Here is a 15,463-nt window from a genome sequence, read left to right on the forward strand (position 1 = left end):
AACTATCCAACCTTCTTAGGTGGCACAACTCCACCAGGCATTTTAGGCATCAAACCACCACCACCTTGTGGAGGAGGATTGCCGCCGCTACCAGGAGGTTTTGCAGCTGCCGCAGGATCATTACTAAAGATCTCGCGAGGAATAACAACACCCTTATCGCTTAATTTTTGAATGAAGCTTGGGATTGTACCAGTTGCTTGGAACACACCTTGGATTTTACGATTTTTATCGTAACCAGTTTCTTTAAAACGGAAAATTTCTGCCAAAGTAACAACGTCACCTTGCATACCAGCGACTTCAGTGATGCTCATGATTTTACGACTACCGTCTGATTGACGAGAGATCTGTACGATCAAGTTCACCGCACCAGCAATCTGTTCACGAATCGCGCGCACTGGAAGTTCCATGCCCGCCATCATCGACAGAGTTTCTAGACGAGCAATACACTCACGTGCACTATTCGCATGGGTCGTTGTCATCGAACCATCATGACCTGTATTCATGGCCTGCAACATATCGAGGGCGGCGCCGTCACGACACTCACCGACGATGATGCGATCAGGACGCATACGCAGGGCATTCTTAATGAGATCACGAATATGAATGGCGTTATTGCCTTCCATCGAAGCTGGGCGTGTTTCAAGACGCACAACGTGCTCCTGTTGCAATTGCAACTCGGCCGCGTCCTCGACAGTGATAACGCGTTCGTTGGATGGAATATATGAAGACAGCATATTGAGTAGGGAGGTTTTACCTGAACCCGTACCGCCAGAGATCACGACGTTTAAACCGTTTTCCACACAGATGCGTAGGAAATCGATCATATTCTTAGTGATACTGCCGTATTCAATATACTTTTCAGCGGTGATACCGCCTTTTTTAAATTTACGAATTGTCAGTGCCGGTCCGTCAATTGCCAAAGGCTCAATCACGGCATTCACACGGGAGCCGTCTTTCAAGCGAGCATCCACGTAAGGAGTCGAGTCATTGATCTGACGACCTAGTGGTGTCACGATACGCTCGATAATACGACGTAAGTGATCATTCGAAGTGAATGTCACGGGACTCAAGGAAACCTTACCACTTTTCTCGACAAAGATTTTCTTAAAGCCGTTCACCATGATCTCGGTGACTGCATTGTCAGCCAAGAGATCTTCTAGAGGTCCAAGGCCCAAGGCTTCTTCTAATACTTCTTTGATGATCTTAGAGCGCTCTTCACGAACAAGTTCTGGAGCTTCCTTGTCGACGATAACAGTGATTTCGCGTTTTGTTTTTTCGCGGACTTCTTTTTCTTTGTTTTCGTCCTGCTTAGTATCCGTCAGAAGCTTTTTAAGATCGACTGTGCGGATCAACTCGTTATGCACACGGATTTTCAAAAGTGTGCGTGGGTCCATACCGTTAGCGCCAGCGATTGCTGCTTGATTTGCTTCAGCAGAAGGCGGCGGCGTTGGTTTTGGACGAGTCAGAGTTTTAAGTCTTTGCAGCACCCCACCAGTCAATTTACGGGAGAGGTCAAAGTAAGATGCTGTCAGTGGCGTTTTCGGCGCACTGATGACGAACGGTTGGTATTTTTGTAAAGCCATCATTGTCGTCGCTTCGTCTTGAGGAATGATTCCTAAGAACGGCAACTGCAATTGATTTGAAATAGCTTGTGGAGAAAGACCTGTCGGAGAAGCTTTGTTCACAACAAGTTGGAACATGTCTTTCGGGAAAGTCGCAGACAAAAGTTCATTCACTAAACGCTGAGTTTGCGTAACAACCAAAACTTCAGGTGTTGTCACGATCATGATCGCTGTGGCCTCTTGTAACACCGCCATTTGCGCGGGACCCAAGTCATTACCAACGTCAACGACAACGAATTTAAATGCACGAGAGAAAAACTCCATCAACTTGCCAAGAAGATCTGGAGAGATATTCAAAGACTCTTCCGGTCCACGCACAGCACCTACATAGCCAAGGCCTGATTGGTGCATAGTCACGAGAGTATTCATTGGTTGAGAATTAAGAGAACCTTGGAAGGTAGATAGTTCTTTCAAAGTTTTTACAGGCTTAAGACCCATAATCACGTTTTGATCACCGACGGATTTTGAATCGGCGTCGATAAGTAAAACCTGAGTACGAAGCTCGGTCATCAATGCGCAGGCAAAGTTGGCAGCGAAGACGCTTTTACCTACGCCCCCTTTACCACCAACAACAGCGATGAGATTACAATTCGGATTGATAGCCAATGCGGACCTCCGCTAAACATATCGGCTAATATGATCAATCCGTATACGCGACGTTAGTCGCGCAGACGGAACTTTTTCTTAATTTGTTCAGATCCAGCACTTGCTGAAGTCTTAACTACTGGAGTGACGAAAACCACAAACTGCGATTGTTGTTTCGCGAATTCTTTAGATGCATACAAGCTGATGATTGGATTCTTCTGCCCAGACGGACGGTTGTATCCAGTCGATGATGAGTTGCGGATCAAGCCACCCACAGCGGCACTTTGACGGTCACGAACAACGATAGAGCTCGTCATTTCGTTTGAGCTTGTGATTGGAGCACCAGCCGGAGTACTACCGATCATGCTCGAAACCTTAAAGGCCATATCCATACGCACGCTACCAGACTTTTCGCCCATAAGGACTGGAGTGATAGTCGTCACGATACCCACTTCGGCAAATGCCGTACCTTGAGTGCCGTTCTGACCGATAACCGCGTAAGGTTGGTTTGTTACTTGTTTGATTTCACCTTTTTTACCGTCTTCAACGATCATGCTCGTGCTCTCAAGAACGCGTGCTTGACCGTGCTGTTTTGCCCAGTTCAATTTTGGAAGCAAGTTTGAAACTGTGCCTGTGATAGAGCTCACAATACCACCAGCAGCCTCGCCACCAGTTTGGAAAGTCATTTGCGAGTTATCACCCAACTCTGGAGTGAATTGGAATTTAAAGTTCTTAGAATAGTCCTTTTGAAGCTCAACATAGTGAACAACAAGCTGGATCATCTTTGGAGGTGGCTTTGGTGCGGATTCTTTGATTTGAATCAAGTTAATCACACCATCGTTCGCTGCTTTACGAACTTTGATCACACCTTTTTCCGCAGCCGGATCTACGATCACGTCTGGAAGATATGTTTTCGCGATGATCTCTGCACGAGCAGATTCATCTTGGCTGTTTGCCCAGCCCTGAAGAATGATTTTGTCGTTCACTGCACGAACTTCGATCTCAGGGTTATTGATATCGCGTGCGATGAACTCAGCAATCTTCTTTTGTGCCAGAGGGCTTAAAGTCACAAGGGAAGATGCTTGGTTTCCGAATTGAGAAACAACGTTATAGATACGCGCCATATCCTTAGGGAGCAGGATTTGACCGTCAACAACGACTTTGTCATTTACGATCTTGATATTGATACCTTCGATGTCACCCAAGAGGGCACGCATCTCACGTACGATTTTATCAAGTTTGCTTTTCTTAACGTCAATACGATACTCAGCAACGATTTTACCGTTCTTTTTATCGTGAATTGTTAGGGTCGCAAAACCCTCTGTGCGAGGAATGAAGCGAATCACGTTAAGCTCTTTAGAATAGTTCGCAGTGACCACGCGGCGGAAGTCACCTTTGAAATCGACATTGTCTGGGAGAGGCGGCAGTTTTTCGTCTTGCTCAATCCCCAACGTTAAGTTGATGAATTTGCGCGAGCGGAAAGCTCCACTGCTGTCTTCGCCTGAACTAGATGACGTTGCCGTCAATTCTTCATCAGCATGCGCGACAGGCCCACATAGACTTAACCCAAGCCCTAGTGTAAGCAGCATATGTTTCATGGTTCCCCCTTAACTTACATTCCCCAAAAACAAAAAAGTACTAACTATAAAGTCTTGAACCCGTTCCTACGTTGTTGCGTCGGTTGAGGTGCACGTTGCTGCATTTGTTGTTGCATCATTGGTCGTTGTTGTTGTGGCAAGATCACCGGTTGGGCTGGAGCCACCATCGGTGGAGCATCTAGTGCTACAACAGGTTTTCCAATAACCGTATCCGCCGTAGAACTTGGAGATCTAACAGGGATGGTGCGGTCACTTGGATTTCTAAGCGCAAAGAACAAATTCCCTGGCGCTGTCGAAAGAATATAGAACAAGTCTTGAGCTTCCTTAGGAGTTGCTTCAACTGTGATCGTTGTATATTTCGTGTCACCAGTCAGCGCGATTTGATTTAGATTCTTACCTGAAGAATCCAATTCAAACATACGCGGGATATTGTTCACAACACTAAGGCCCGTTGCCAAAACTGGTACGTCACTCATCAAAGTGAAAACTTCACGGCGTTGTTGAACACCTCTACCAGAATCTACTGCCGCATAGATATCTACGCGATCACCAGGACGAATAAGTTTTGCCACACCACGGATTTCATCCACAGGAATAGAAATCGCACGTTTACTTGGTGCAACCTGTAAAGCAATACCTGTATCAGGACCCGGAGTAAGAAGGTTGTTCTTAACTACCATTTGGCCTTTACGAATAGGTACAGCGGCAACGTTACCGATAATTTCATCTGGTACTGTTACTGCGTCCGGCTGAATAAAGTCAGCTGGCAGGTCTTTTGTTTCCACCATCGTGTCATAGATCGTTTGCATTTCAGCGATATCTTCTTTGGCAACAACTACACGTTTTGTAGAGCCAAAGCGTTTATCGTATTCAGCTTTCTTTTCTTGCGAATAGCTGTACAGCAAGAATGTGGCGAAGATTCCTGCCGCAATTGAAAGCCATAAATTTCTAGTGTCGTTTGATCCCATATCTTCTCCTAAGCTCCACAAGCTGCATTCAGACAAATTCCATAGGTGGATTTAATCCAAATGGGGTTCACGCCTACTTTTTCGTTTCGTTCATCATCTTTAATAAATGGTACTTGGTCATTGTGTTCACTCTTAGACCCGGAAACTTCAACTTCCTTCTGACTTGCCAGAAGATTGATGTTGATCGGGCGAGTGGTTGCGAACCATTCTGGATTTCCACTTTTCGGGGAATTCTCAGAGTTGATTCCGTGCATACGTATACCGTGTTCCGCATAGCTCAACTGGGAGTTCACTTTGTCTCCGTTGCTACGGAAGTACACTAAGTTCGGGCGATGCCTGAAAGTTTCGAAAGCATAATTTCTGGCTGCTATGGAATTCAGAATACCTGAATGAATAGCGCCAAAGAATCCCAATGAAAAAGTAAGGAACGTAATAATGACGAAAATGACCGGGATTACCTCGATCATCGCAGAGCCTTTTTCATTGTTTAGGAGGCTTTTTTTGGATTTCAACATCCGTTATCCTCCATCGGTACATATTTGTTTCGGTACCGATCCGCTAAAACGGCGAATCGACTGTCGAGGTTAATAATGGCGTCATAGCGTTTTTTAACCTGTAAATCCCAACATTCCTGTTGGGTGGGTTCTCTAATTAAAAGCGCCGTGAGTTTTGCACTTGGTGGTTCGTTGTCTTCAGTTGTCGAACCCAAGAATGGAAGTCTTAAATTCAAAACACGGGCACTGAATGTTAAGCGTGCGCCAGTTTGTGGAACGCGATCTTCTGCGTAAGTATAATCACTAGAAAAATCGTCGCCACTTTGGCCGCCACCCTTTAGCTCAAGATTTGACAGCTTAAACCAAGCGGAATCTTTCGTAGAGAAAAGAGGAGCCAGAGTTGAGTTGGCCATAAGATTTGCAAATTTATTGCGACCCATTTCCATTTGTTTGTCAGGGTCGATATGTCCCGCGACGTAAGCGCGAGAGGCAGAGAAAGTAATGTATTGACCGATTTCCGCCATAGACAGCGTGAACGTAACAGCAAAAAGAACCGTGCAAAGACCCGCACACAGGATCAATGAAAATATAAAATCCACAGTAAGCATACCGTGGGAGTTATTAATTATCATGTGAGGGCTGTTGAGGTTTCTCATCGCTTCCTCTTACATACTTGGGTTAAAGGATACGCTGCGGTCTCTTTGATTCGGATGTTGCTTCTGAGCATCTTTTGCAGCTACCCAAACGCCACTTTCCATCATTCCAGCAACTCGTTCCCATGGACCCGTTACAATCTTCGATAAAAATTTTGAATCTCTAAGAGCATTCATGCTGCCAATAAAAATACCAACCATCACAATCATCAGCAGGACTGCTTCGATCACGAATTGGCCTTTGTTATTCGCAGCAAAACTCTTTTTCATTGGATAGCACTCCAGCTAAGTCTCGCACCCTTAGGTTTAAAACCTTGCCCAGTGTCCAACTGCTTTTCCACACGCGCCGCCAATCGCGGACCGGATCCACGAAATGCTTCTGAAGGGGCTGAAATGAAAGCCTTCAGCCCAATCATGAAAACAGCAATGAGAAGCAGAACATACTCAATGGTCATGCGCTCTCCGCGTAGTTAAATTCAAAATTACTGAACAGTACTGATCGAGTTTTTAAGCTCGTCGATTTTACCTTGAACCGTATTTTTGATATTATCTTTGAAAAGAATCACAAGACTCACAACTACAACCAGCAAAAGGATGTACTCAGTTGCACCCTGACCCTGTTTATTCTTTAAAAGATTCTTAGAAAAGTTCTTAAACTTTTTCATTGATGTTCCCCCTTTATGTCCGTATCGGCTCATTTGGGGATTGTCTTGAGAGTTTTCAATACACTTTGTAGGAAATTAGTCCTGTCTCAGAATGAGAAAAAGGGAGGTACTAGACCTCCCTTTGTATAGAAACTGACTGTTCAAACTATTTACATGCAGCTTTGTCGGAAAATGACTTGCCTAAATCTTTGCCATCAAATTTGACGGTTACTTTCTTTTCAGTCAGAGTTCCTTTGCGAACGATTTTTGAAGTTTTGTCCGCCCATTTTTCACAAGCTTCAGCGGAGTCTAGACTTTTAGTTTCTTCAGTTGGGTTTTTTCCGTTGTAAGGCTTCAAAGCTTCAACTTCTTTACCTGCGCAGGCTTTGCGATCTACAGTGATCATGCAATCAGCTGCAAATGCTACTTGAGCCATCATCATTGTCGCTACTGCTGTCATCAATGCTGTTTTCATATGGTGTTCTCCTAGTTATGCTGCAGAAGAATTTTCTTCTTCTGGATTGTTTTGGACTTCTTCAATTTTATGGGCTTTCTCACCGACCAACACGTGGAGCTGAGACATCATTGAGCCCAGTTCAAGTGCCTGTGACTGCATGTCTTCAGAGGCGCTTGTCACGTTACCCATAGATGCGGCAACGCCTTGCAAACTTTCATCAATCGAAGTGAGTGCTTGCTTCACTTGATCGATGCTGTGCGATTGTTCTTGTGATCCTTGTGCGACTTCTTGAATTAATTGGAACACGTGATTTGTGTTTTCAACAATAGCTTTCAATGATTTCTCGCTGTCAGCCGCTAATTCAACACCCGCTTGGCTTTTGGCATTGGCTTCGTTGATCAGACCAGAAATTTCTTTGGCAGCTTCCGCACTTTTTTGTGCAAGCGCACGAACAGCATCAGCAACGACAGCAAAGCCTTTACCTTGCTCACCCGCGCGAGCCGCTTCCACAGCAGCGTTCAGGGCAAGTAGATTTGTTTGGAAAGCAATGTCATCAATCATAACTAAGATCTCTGTGATCTTTTTAGAGTTTGTCGAAATTTCTGACATCACATTGATCAAAGAATGGATCTTTTCTTGGCCGTGCAAAACTGTGCCTTGGCCATCTTTAGAAATTTTTGCGGCCTCAGTGGAGCTCGCAGAGTTTTTGTGAACGGTCTGGCTTAGGTCTTCCATGGTAGCAACGATTTCCTCAAGGGAGGCCGCCGTACTTGTTGTGTTACTAGAGATAGTTTCGCTAGATTTTACCAATCCTACTGTGCGGCTGCCGACAACTTGGGAGCTTGAATCTAAGCCATCTGCGACTTCGCGCAAGGCTTTTTGTACAGTGCGAATATTCAAGATACTAGTTAGTAGGCCCAGCAACACAAAGAAGCTTGTGACGCCAATGATAGAGTAGAGAGTGACCTTAAATAGTTTGGCTGCGGTCTCAGACTTATCAACACCCGCCATGTAACTCACGTCAGTGAGGGCTTTCAGAGAGGAGTAGCACTCTTCATAATGTTTGGCTGACGTATCTTGCAGAATTTTTTCTGCTTCATCCGTTTGCTCTTTATCAAGTGCTGCTCTGAATTTCTCGCTGTCTGCTTGGTAAAGTTCCCAGGATTTCTGGAAGGACTCGTAGGACTTTTGCATTTCCGGAGTTGCTAAAAGTGGTTCAAGGACTTTTGAGTAGATCGTGATGTTGCCCATCAAAGAATCCATCTCATCCAAGATCAATTTGCGCTCGTCAGTGCTTTGAGTAGCGAGCAGGTTGAACTCAAGTTTGCGGTGGTTAACGACATTGATGTTAATTTCAGCAGTTTTTCCAACTGCCGGAAGCCATGTTTCAGCAACTTCGGAGGTGACAGTGTTCTGAGTTTTCAAACGGTAGAGTGAAAAAACATTGGTCAGGACACAAATGAGCGTTAACAGTGCAGTGATGAATAGAAAACGACCCTTCAAAGAAAGCTTAGACATTATGTCCTCCGAAGCTCTTTGTCGGATTTTTAACACGAGATAGTTAGGTCCAGTTCTCACAAGACCCCAAAATATACCCCTGGACACAGTTGACCAAAGTCCTAAAGACTCCTAAATTCGAATTTAGGAGCTCCCCATGCAAAGACAGATGGTTTTCTTGTACGTATTTTGTGTTGTCGTATTTTTTGTAGTGAACGTTGTTGTCTCTTAAAGAGACATTAGTTTTTCATCGTGTAGATGTCGGGATAGTTTCTTCCGACTTCTTCAGAATCCATTCCGTAACCAACCACATAGCGATCATCGATAGTTTTACCAATATAATCAGCTCTGATAGGAAGCTCACGACGAGCAGGCTTATCTAGCAACGTCACGATTTTCAAAGATGCTGGAGCTGATGCGAACAAACGGCTTCTTAGGAAGCTTAGTGTGCGACCTGTATCGATGATTTCTTCAACGATCAATACATGCTTACCAGCGATATTAACGGAAATATCTTTAACGATTTTGATAGCGCCACCACGCTCAACAGCTTGTACGTAAACGAAGTCAACTTGTTGAGGAAGATCTACTTTTCTCATCAAGTCTGCTGTTAAGTGCATTGAACCGCGCAAAGGGCAGATAAAGATGACTTCTTTTCCCTCGTAATCAGCTTCGATTTGCGACGCCAACTCAGTAACTAGTTCTGAGATTTCTTCTTTAGTAAGGAAAGGAACCATTTGTTCTTTAAGTTGTGCCATGTGCGCCTCTGATTTTACAAATCAATTGATGTAATGCCTGCTGCTTGCGCCATCTTTAGATAACGTAGAGCCTCGGGGTGTTGTGGGTCCCGAATGAGAATATTCTCCCATTGTTCTGTGGCTTCAGCAATATTGTTTGAGTTGTAGTAGATCGCCCCAAGCTTTAGGCGAGCTGGAATTAGGTGCGGGTACTCACGAATCAATGATTTTAGATCCTTGATCGCACGATCCGACTGATTCAACTGAACATTGACCTCTGCCACACGCAAAGTGATCTCTGCTTTACGGCTTGAAAGCTTTTGAGCTTTCAAAAGTTGTTCTAAAGCTTCGTTGTAGCGTTTGTACTGATAGTAAAGATCCGCTAATTCTTCGTGTTTTGAAGCTAATTTTTCGTCAACAAACGGATCTTGCTTGCCAGATTTTTTGTCGAGCTGAGCTTGAGCATCTAAGAAAACTTGTTTGCCCTCGTCGTATTTACCAAGGTCATTCAAAATGATTGATAAACCAACGCTTGCATCCGTGTAAGTTGGATCGATTTCCAATGCACGTTTGAAAGTTTTGATAGCTTTGCTGAATTGACCTTTATCGTAAGCGATTGTCGCAAGCATCTGATAAACCTCGGGATTACGAGTGTTTTGCAGAAGCATTTGATTCAAAATCGGCTCGGCCATTTTGTAGTTACCATTGATAAAGTAACCACGGGCCTCAGAAATCATGTCGTCTTGAAGAGAAGGGATCACTTCATCTCCTTTTCGGCTTGTTTCAATTCATCGCTGCCAGGGAATTCTTTAGAAAGAATCGCCATGTACTTCTTAGCTTTTGGATCGTCGCCAATTTTTTTAGCGGAGATCACGATGCGAGAAAGAGCGCGAGCATCCATACCCAAGTTTTTATAGTTTGAGTAAAGACCTTCATAACGTTTCAAAGCGCTGTCGTAGATTTCGCGGATGAAGTAGAAGTTACCGATGTAGTCTTCTTTTTCCGCTAGCATTTTGATCGTTGCTGAACGCTTTTCTTTAGCCTCTGTTGCATACTCAGAGTTTGGATATTTCCTAATCAAATCACTAAGATTGAGGATAGTATCGTTTGCTAGAGATAAATCGCGATCAATAGTGGATGGCAATTGATTATAGAAGCTCATACCAATTCTAAATTGGACATAATCAGATTGCGGAACTGTCGGGTGAAGTTCTTTAAACATCTGATACGCAACTTGGGCTTCAGCGTAAGATTCTTGTTTGTAGTAAACATCGGCAACAGCTAGCTCGGCTTTTGTTGCAAAGTTACTGTATGGGAATTTATTTTTAACTTCCGTATAACGACGAATCGCTTCCTCGTAACGCTCACCCTTATCGAATTCCTCAGCAATAGCGAAGGCACCCTCAGGAGTGTCGGAGTTTTTTTCCATTGTGGAGCATGCAGAAAGTAGAAATCCTGATGCGCAAATAAGTGTCATGACTCGGAGCGTTTTTAGCATGCCGATATCATATTTTGGTCCAGAACCCACTGTCAATGAAGGGGCTCATGGCGCGCTGCTATCAGAGTCAATTGGTGCGAAGTATGGCAGATTTTTTAACCCAACCCGTAATTGAGCCGGGATAAGTGACTTGCGCCCACTCATTATTGTCGTTTTGGACGATAACTTCCATGCCGCCATACAAATCCAACAGGGCAACTTGGTTATCGCCGGGAGCTGATTGCAAAGAAACTTTGTCTTCAACAATTGTCGCGCGAATGATGGATTGATCGAAAAATTTCAGCCCCAAAAGAGTCGCTGAAAACAAAAATCCCACACCCAAAATCGTTCCAATAACTGGAAATCCAGGGGAGGCTTTTTCTTCTGCAAGTGCGCGGCGGCGTTGTCCCATAAATCCGATCAAAATCCATCCAGCAGCGAAAAGCAGGAGAGCCGTTATAATCAAATAAACCGTCAACGAGACCGGTGCGAGTAGTTTTGCGCGCACACTTTCATAGGTTTCAATTTGGTGAGGGATCTCTTTGATCTCCATTTGTGTTAAAGCAAACTTTAGTCCAGCTTGTGCGGGTTTTAACTCGGGGTCAATTGTAAGAGCTTTTCTAAATAGGCCAATTGAGAGGGGTTTTTGCCCTAACTGAAACTGGGCTAAAGCCAAGTTTGTGAGTGTCGTTGCGTTATGGGGATCCTTCTCAAGCGCTTTGGCGAATGCGTCACGTGATTTATCATACTCCTTCGCAGCATAATGCTGAGTTCCCTGCTTAAAGAGTGCAGCAAAATCTGCATCTTGAGTCCAAGCTAAAGTGGGCAAAATAAGAGTAAAAAAGAACACAATGAATCGCGTTGTCATAGTCTCGAAGTTTATCCGGGTGTCTTGTCTTAGTCCAGAGCGAAGAGTAAACTGGACGGGCATTTCAAATAACATGGAGATGAAGGATTTTATATCTCCGCGAAAGGTATTATGAGCTCTCTTGTAGGCCATCAGATTCAACAATCCGATAAAGTAAATTCTTTGATCAAAGATCTTGTCGGTGAAGTTACTAAAATTAATTCTTCACTTGAAGGCATTCGTGCTCCTCAAGATGCATTCAAAGATTCTGGAAAACAAAAAATTGAACAAACTGGTTTGTTGCGTGGTCGTCCACTTCACTACCAATACATGGGCACTGGCGCAGGTCGCGGTCCTTATGTTGAGCTTGAAGATGGCAGTGTGAAATTGGATTTGATCAACGGTATTGGTATTCACTTGATGGGCCATGCTCATCCACGTGTAATGACTGCGGCGATCCGTGGTTCTATCGCGGATATTTTGAATCAAGGTAATTTGCAACCGAACAACGAATACCGTTTGTTCACAGAAAAGCTTGTACAAATCGCTTCTAAAAATTCTCGTTTGAAATACGCATGGATTGCTACCTGCGGAACAATGGCGAACGAAAATGCATTGAAGCTTTCTCGTCAAAAAAATTCTCCAGCGCGTTTCGTGATGTCTTTCAAAGACGCGTTCGCAGGTCGTTCAACGATGATGGCGGAAGTAACTGACAACCCAGCATACAAACAAGGTTTGCCAGAATATCATGAAGTGCTTCGCGTTCCGTTCTATGATAAACGCGATCCTAAATCTGGTGAAAAAGCATTGAATGCAATCAAAGAACACGTGGCAAAACACGAGGGCAATATCTCTGCATTCGGTTTTGAGCCAATGTTGGGTGAGGGCGGTTATCAAGCAGCTCCTCGCGAATTCTTTGTGCCGCTTTTGGATTTCTGTAAATCTAAAAACATCGCAGTTTGGGCTGACGAAGTTCAAACATTCACTCGTACGGGTGAATACTTCGCGTTTGAAACTTTGGGCTTGGGCGAATACATCGACATCTGCACAATCGCGAAAACAGCGCAAATTGGCGCGACTCTTTACACTGAGGAATACAATCCTAAACCAGGTTTGATCGCTGGAACTTTCTCTGGTGCATCTCCGTGTTTGGCTGCGGGTGTAGAGATGTTGAATATGTTGTCTGAAGGTTTCTTGGGACCTCAAGGCCGCATTCACCAAATCCACAAACGTTTCATCGATGGTATTAACAAAATGAACGACACTACTTGCAAAGGTCTTGCGACAGATGCAGGTGGTATGGGCTTGATGGTGGCATTCACTCCGCATGACGGTAAAAAAGAAAGCGTGAATGCTTTCTTGAATAAGCTTTATGCAAACGGTGTCATTGCTTTCCCTTGCGGTAAAGACCCAGTGCGCGCGCGTTTCTTGATTCCAGCAATCATTCAAGACCAAGACATCGACATTGCCTTGAAGACGATTGAAAAAACACTTCTTGAAGGGGTGTAGTTGGATTTCATTGAATCTTGCCGCCAGTTAATTGCGATCGATAGCACGCCCGCTCATGGCAACAAAGAGTTGGCTCGGTGGGCGGCTGCGTTCTGTCGTCAAAAAGGCTTGGTTGTCGAAGAACAAGTGGAAATCGTGGGTGACGTCGAGCAAGTAAATATCATTGCTCGCCCTGTTTCGGAGCGTCCAAGTGCAGAGTTTTTATTTCAAACGCACTTGGATACTGCGGACCCAGGTCCTTTCGCTTTGTGGACAGAGACGGGGAGCAATCCCTACGATGCTCACATCATCGATGGTAAGATCTACGGTCTTGGCACGGCGGATGTGAAGCTTGATTTTTTGTGCAAGCTTGAGGCGCTCGCTTCTTTTGGAAGTGATCGTGCATGGCGTTTGCCTCCAGTTTTGGTGGGAACCTTCGGTGAAGAAACCGGAATGCAAGGTGCGCTTAAATTGATTCGTAAAAATAAAGTCTCTGCAAAGATGGCTTTGATTGGTGAACCGAGTGATCTGCAATTGGTAAATGCAGCCAAAGGTTTTGCAACTGTTGAGATTCGTATTCCATTCTCTGACGAGGAAATTCGTTATCGTGACGAACACAACTTAAGAGAAAGTACATCCACACAGTCGAAACTTTTCAGAGGTAAGGCTGCGCACTCTTCGATGCCTCATTTGGGCGAGAGCGCGATCACTAAGATGCTTGAGTACCTGACCATGCTTCCTGATTCTGTGAATATCATGGAAATCGACGGTGGCATCAATTTTAACACGGTACCAAGTAATGCATTTTTAGAGATCGATATGATCTCGTCGGTGCAAACACCGATTGCGACGAAACTTGCAAATATTTATCGTGGTTTGAAAGATCTTGAGAAAGAATTTTTAAAACACGAAGACAAAGAATTTTATCCAAGTACTCCGACTTTGAATATTGGTTTAGTTCGTACGAACGAAAACGATGTGCAGCTGTCGGGAAGTTGCAGGCTGCCTCCGATCATCACTCATGAAATTTATGAGCGATGGATGGAGCAACTGCGCACCTTGTGCGAAGAAAATGGCGCGGTCTTTAGTGTGAATGATTATAAAAAACCATTCCGCACGGAAGTGAACTCCATTTTAGTAAAAGGTTGCTTGGATGAACTGCGCTCTATGGGTTTAAAAGCGGAGCCCACAACTCAACCGTCGACGAATGAAGCGAGTATTTTCTCGCGCATCGGAATTGAGTGTGCATGCTTTGGCCCGGGTAAGCGTGAAGGAAACGTACATACTCCTCAAGAACATGTGGCCATTGAGGATTTACATAAGGCCATTGAATTTTATAAGAAAGTCATCGAAAGGTTCTGTTTATGAGTTTTATCATTAGACCTGTTCGGCACGACGATTTGAACCAGTTAGTTGATTTGGCAAAGCAGTTTAATCTGCTCAATTTGCCTGGTGATAAGAAAGTTCTAAGTGAAAAGATTGATCGCAGTGAGCAATCTTTCGCTGACAAGCTGGATAAATCAAAGTCCGAATATTTATTTGTAGTAGAAGATTTAGAAGAAAAGCAAATCGTAGGCAGCTCGCTGATCCTTGCTAAGCATGGTAACGAAGAAGTTCCTCACAGCTATTTCAAAATTATCAAGCGTGACCATTTTTCTCAGGATTTGGGAATCGGTTTTATCCATCAAGTATTGCGCTTCCAGCTGGATTTTGACGGTCCAACTGAAATCGGAGGACTTCTGGTTGATCGATCCTATCGCCGTCGTCCAGAAAAATTGGGTAAGCAGATCAGTTTGACTCGTTTTCTATACATGGCTCTTTATCCTGAAAAATTCCAAGACCGTGTGCTTTGTGAGCTGACTCCGCCGCTGACTGATGAAGGTCGCAGCGAATTCTGGGAGGCGCTAGGCCGCCGCTTTACGGGTCTTCCTTATCAGGAAGCGGATGCTTTAAGTCAGTCGCACAAAGAATTTATCGAAAGTCTTTTCCCTCAAGAAGACATCTATTTGGCTCTTCTTGATTCCAAAGCTCGTTTGGTTTTGGGACGTGTCGGGGAGGCGACGAAACCCGCACAGCATCTTTTGGAAAGCATCGGGTTTAATTACCTGGATGAAGTCGATCCATTTGATGGCGGTCCTCACTATGGCGCACAAACCTCTGAGATCTTGCCAGTTAAAATGGGTAAGCGCTTGATGGTTGCTGACGGTAAGGATTGTGTTTTTAAAGATCAGTATTTGATTGCTACCACAGGTGATGAATTCAGAGCCACGATGTGCTCTGTAGATATCCGTGATGGCGAAGTTATTTTGCCAGCGAAGGCGCGCCAAATTTTGGGCGTTGAAATTGGCGATCAAGTTTTTGCAGCTCCTTTTCACTACAATAGAGGAAGATAATTA

The 15,463-nt window shown here is 44.4% G+C and carries 16 protein-coding genes; 3 read left to right on the plus strand and 13 right to left on the minus strand.

Going from position 1 to position 15,463, the window contains the following annotated elements:
* Nucleotides 1-2: 2 nt before the first annotated feature.
* The 13 genes from ACLVWP_RS00570 to ACLVWP_RS00630 form a co-directional block, all read right to left on the minus strand.
* Nucleotides 3-2,228 (minus strand): ATPase, T2SS/T4P/T4SS family, encoded by a 2,226-nt coding sequence (locus ACLVWP_RS00570; RefSeq protein WP_413559308.1) that lies wholly within the window; start codon nt 2,226-2,228, stop codon nt 3-5.
* A gap of 53 nt (nt 2,229-2,281) precedes the next feature.
* Nucleotides 2,282-3,805 (minus strand): BON domain-containing protein, encoded by a 1,524-nt coding sequence (locus ACLVWP_RS00575; RefSeq protein ID WP_413559309.1) that lies wholly within the window; start codon nt 3,803-3,805, stop codon nt 2,282-2,284.
* Nucleotides 3,806-3,849: 44 nt separating this feature from the next.
* Nucleotides 3,850-4,773, minus strand: coding sequence for a Flp pilus assembly protein CpaB (gene cpaB, locus ACLVWP_RS00580; RefSeq protein WP_413559310.1), 924 nt, complete (start codon nt 4,771-4,773; stop codon nt 3,850-3,852).
* Nucleotides 4,774-4,781: 8 nt separating this feature from the next.
* Nucleotides 4,782-5,288 carry a hypothetical protein gene (locus tag ACLVWP_RS00585; protein ID WP_413559311.1) on the minus strand — a complete coding sequence of 169 codons (507 nt, stop codon included), beginning with the start codon at nt 5,286-5,288 and terminating at the stop codon, nt 4,782-4,784.
* The gene (locus tag ACLVWP_RS00590) at nt 5,282-5,923 is read right to left on the minus strand and encodes a hypothetical protein (RefSeq protein ID WP_413559312.1); all 642 of its coding nucleotides are present in this window, start codon (nt 5,921-5,923) and stop codon (nt 5,282-5,284) included. The genes ACLVWP_RS00585 and ACLVWP_RS00590 overlap by 7 nt, the downstream gene beginning before the upstream one ends.
* 9 nt (nt 5,924-5,932) lie before the next feature.
* Complete coding sequence (locus tag ACLVWP_RS00595; protein ID WP_413559313.1) at nt 5,933-6,190, minus strand: hypothetical protein; 258 nt, start codon at nt 6,188-6,190, stop codon at nt 5,933-5,935.
* A 212-nt stretch (nt 6,191-6,402) separates the two neighbouring features.
* The gene (locus ACLVWP_RS00600) at nt 6,403-6,585 is read right to left on the minus strand and encodes a Flp1 family type IVb pilin (protein WP_413559314.1); all 183 of its coding nucleotides are present in this window, start codon (nt 6,583-6,585) and stop codon (nt 6,403-6,405) included.
* A 145-nt stretch (nt 6,586-6,730) separates the two neighbouring features.
* Nucleotides 6,731-7,039 carry a hypothetical protein gene (locus tag ACLVWP_RS00605; RefSeq protein ID WP_413559315.1) on the minus strand — a complete coding sequence of 103 codons (309 nt, stop codon included), beginning with the start codon at nt 7,037-7,039 and terminating at the stop codon, nt 6,731-6,733.
* A 15-nt stretch (nt 7,040-7,054) separates the two neighbouring features.
* Nucleotides 7,055-8,539, minus strand: coding sequence for a methyl-accepting chemotaxis protein (locus tag ACLVWP_RS00610; RefSeq protein WP_413559316.1), 1,485 nt, complete (start codon nt 8,537-8,539; stop codon nt 7,055-7,057).
* A gap of 218 nt (nt 8,540-8,757) precedes the next feature.
* Nucleotides 8,758-9,276 carry a hypoxanthine phosphoribosyltransferase gene (hpt, locus tag ACLVWP_RS00615; protein ID WP_413559317.1) on the minus strand — a complete coding sequence of 173 codons (519 nt, stop codon included), beginning with the start codon at nt 9,274-9,276 and terminating at the stop codon, nt 8,758-8,760.
* Between the two features lie 14 nt (nt 9,277-9,290).
* A complete protein-coding gene (locus ACLVWP_RS00620) occupies nt 9,291-10,016 on the minus strand; it encodes a tetratricopeptide repeat protein (protein WP_413559318.1) in 726 nt (241 codons plus the stop codon).
* Nucleotides 10,013-10,732 carry an outer membrane protein assembly factor BamD gene (locus ACLVWP_RS00625; protein WP_413559319.1) on the minus strand — a complete coding sequence of 240 codons (720 nt, stop codon included), beginning with the start codon at nt 10,730-10,732 and terminating at the stop codon, nt 10,013-10,015. The genes ACLVWP_RS00620 and ACLVWP_RS00625 overlap by 4 nt, the downstream gene beginning before the upstream one ends.
* 88 nt (nt 10,733-10,820) lie before the next feature.
* Nucleotides 10,821-11,732: a tetratricopeptide repeat protein gene (locus ACLVWP_RS00630; protein WP_413559320.1), complete on the minus strand. Its 912-nt coding sequence runs from the start codon at nt 11,730-11,732 to the stop codon at nt 10,821-10,823.
* On the opposite strand from ACLVWP_RS00630, the gene ACLVWP_RS00635 reads away from it, so the two are divergent.
* Genes ACLVWP_RS00635 through ACLVWP_RS00645 form a run of 3 tightly spaced genes read left to right on the plus strand, consistent with a single transcriptional unit; the run spans nt 11,712 to nt 15,460 of the window.
* Nucleotides 11,712-13,088, plus strand: a complete 1,377-nt coding sequence (locus tag ACLVWP_RS00635; RefSeq protein WP_413559321.1) for an aminotransferase class III-fold pyridoxal phosphate-dependent enzyme — start codon at nt 11,712-11,714, stop codon at nt 13,086-13,088. The two genes, ACLVWP_RS00630 and ACLVWP_RS00635, sit on opposite strands and share 21 nt — an antisense overlap.
* Nucleotides 13,089-14,435 (plus strand): M20/M25/M40 family metallo-hydrolase, encoded by a 1,347-nt coding sequence (locus ACLVWP_RS00640; RefSeq protein ID WP_413559322.1) that lies wholly within the window; start codon nt 13,089-13,091, stop codon nt 14,433-14,435.
* On the plus strand, nt 14,432-15,460 hold the full coding sequence (locus ACLVWP_RS00645) for an arginine N-succinyltransferase (RefSeq protein ID WP_413559323.1): 1,029 nt from the start codon (nt 14,432-14,434) through the stop codon (nt 15,458-15,460). Before ACLVWP_RS00640 ends, ACLVWP_RS00645 begins: the two co-directional genes overlap by 4 nt.
* Nucleotides 15,461-15,463: the final 3 nt, after the last annotated feature.

The sequence above is a fragment of the Bdellovibrio sp. HCB209 genome, assembly GCF_047306065.1.
In the GTDB taxonomy this organism is placed as follows: domain Bacteria; phylum Bdellovibrionota; class Bdellovibrionia; order Bdellovibrionales; family Bdellovibrionaceae; genus Bdellovibrio.

Bases quoted from the DNA above. Each gene is read 5' to 3' on its own strand.
- ACLVWP_RS00630 (WP_413559320.1), bottom strand. From the start codon at position 11,732: ATGGCCTACAAGAGAGCTCATAATACCTTTCGCGGAGATATAAAATCC.
- ACLVWP_RS00575 (WP_413559309.1), bottom strand. From the start codon at position 3,805: ATGAAACATATGCTGCTTACACTAGGGCTTGGGTTAAGTCTATGTGGG.
- ACLVWP_RS00625 (WP_413559319.1), bottom strand. From the start codon at position 10,732: ATGACACTTATTTGCGCATCAGGATTTCTACTTTCTGCATGCTCCACA.
- ACLVWP_RS00595 (WP_413559313.1), bottom strand. From the start codon at position 6,190: ATGAAAAAGAGTTTTGCTGCGAATAACAAAGGCCAATTCGTGATCGAA.
- ACLVWP_RS00635 (WP_413559321.1), top strand. From the start codon at position 11,712: ATGAGCTCTCTTGTAGGCCATCAGATTCAACAATCCGATAAAGTAAAT.
- ACLVWP_RS00585 (WP_413559311.1), bottom strand. From the start codon at position 5,288: ATGTTGAAATCCAAAAAAAGCCTCCTAAACAATGAAAAAGGCTCTGCG.
- ACLVWP_RS00590 (WP_413559312.1), bottom strand. From the start codon at position 5,923: ATGAGAAACCTCAACAGCCCTCACATGATAATTAATAACTCCCACGGT.
- ACLVWP_RS00605 (WP_413559315.1), bottom strand. From the start codon at position 7,039: ATGAAAACAGCATTGATGACAGCAGTAGCGACAATGATGATGGCTCAA.
- ACLVWP_RS00600 (WP_413559314.1), bottom strand. From the start codon at position 6,585: ATGAAAAAGTTTAAGAACTTTTCTAAGAATCTTTTAAAGAATAAACAG.
- cpaB (WP_413559310.1), bottom strand. From the start codon at position 4,773: ATGGGATCAAACGACACTAGAAATTTATGGCTTTCAATTGCGGCAGGA.
- hpt (WP_413559317.1), bottom strand. From the start codon at position 9,276: ATGGCACAACTTAAAGAACAAATGGTTCCTTTCCTTACTAAAGAAGAA.
- ACLVWP_RS00645 (WP_413559323.1), top strand. From the start codon at position 14,432: ATGAGTTTTATCATTAGACCTGTTCGGCACGACGATTTGAACCAGTTA.
- ACLVWP_RS00610 (WP_413559316.1), bottom strand. From the start codon at position 8,539: ATGTCTAAGCTTTCTTTGAAGGGTCGTTTTCTATTCATCACTGCACTG.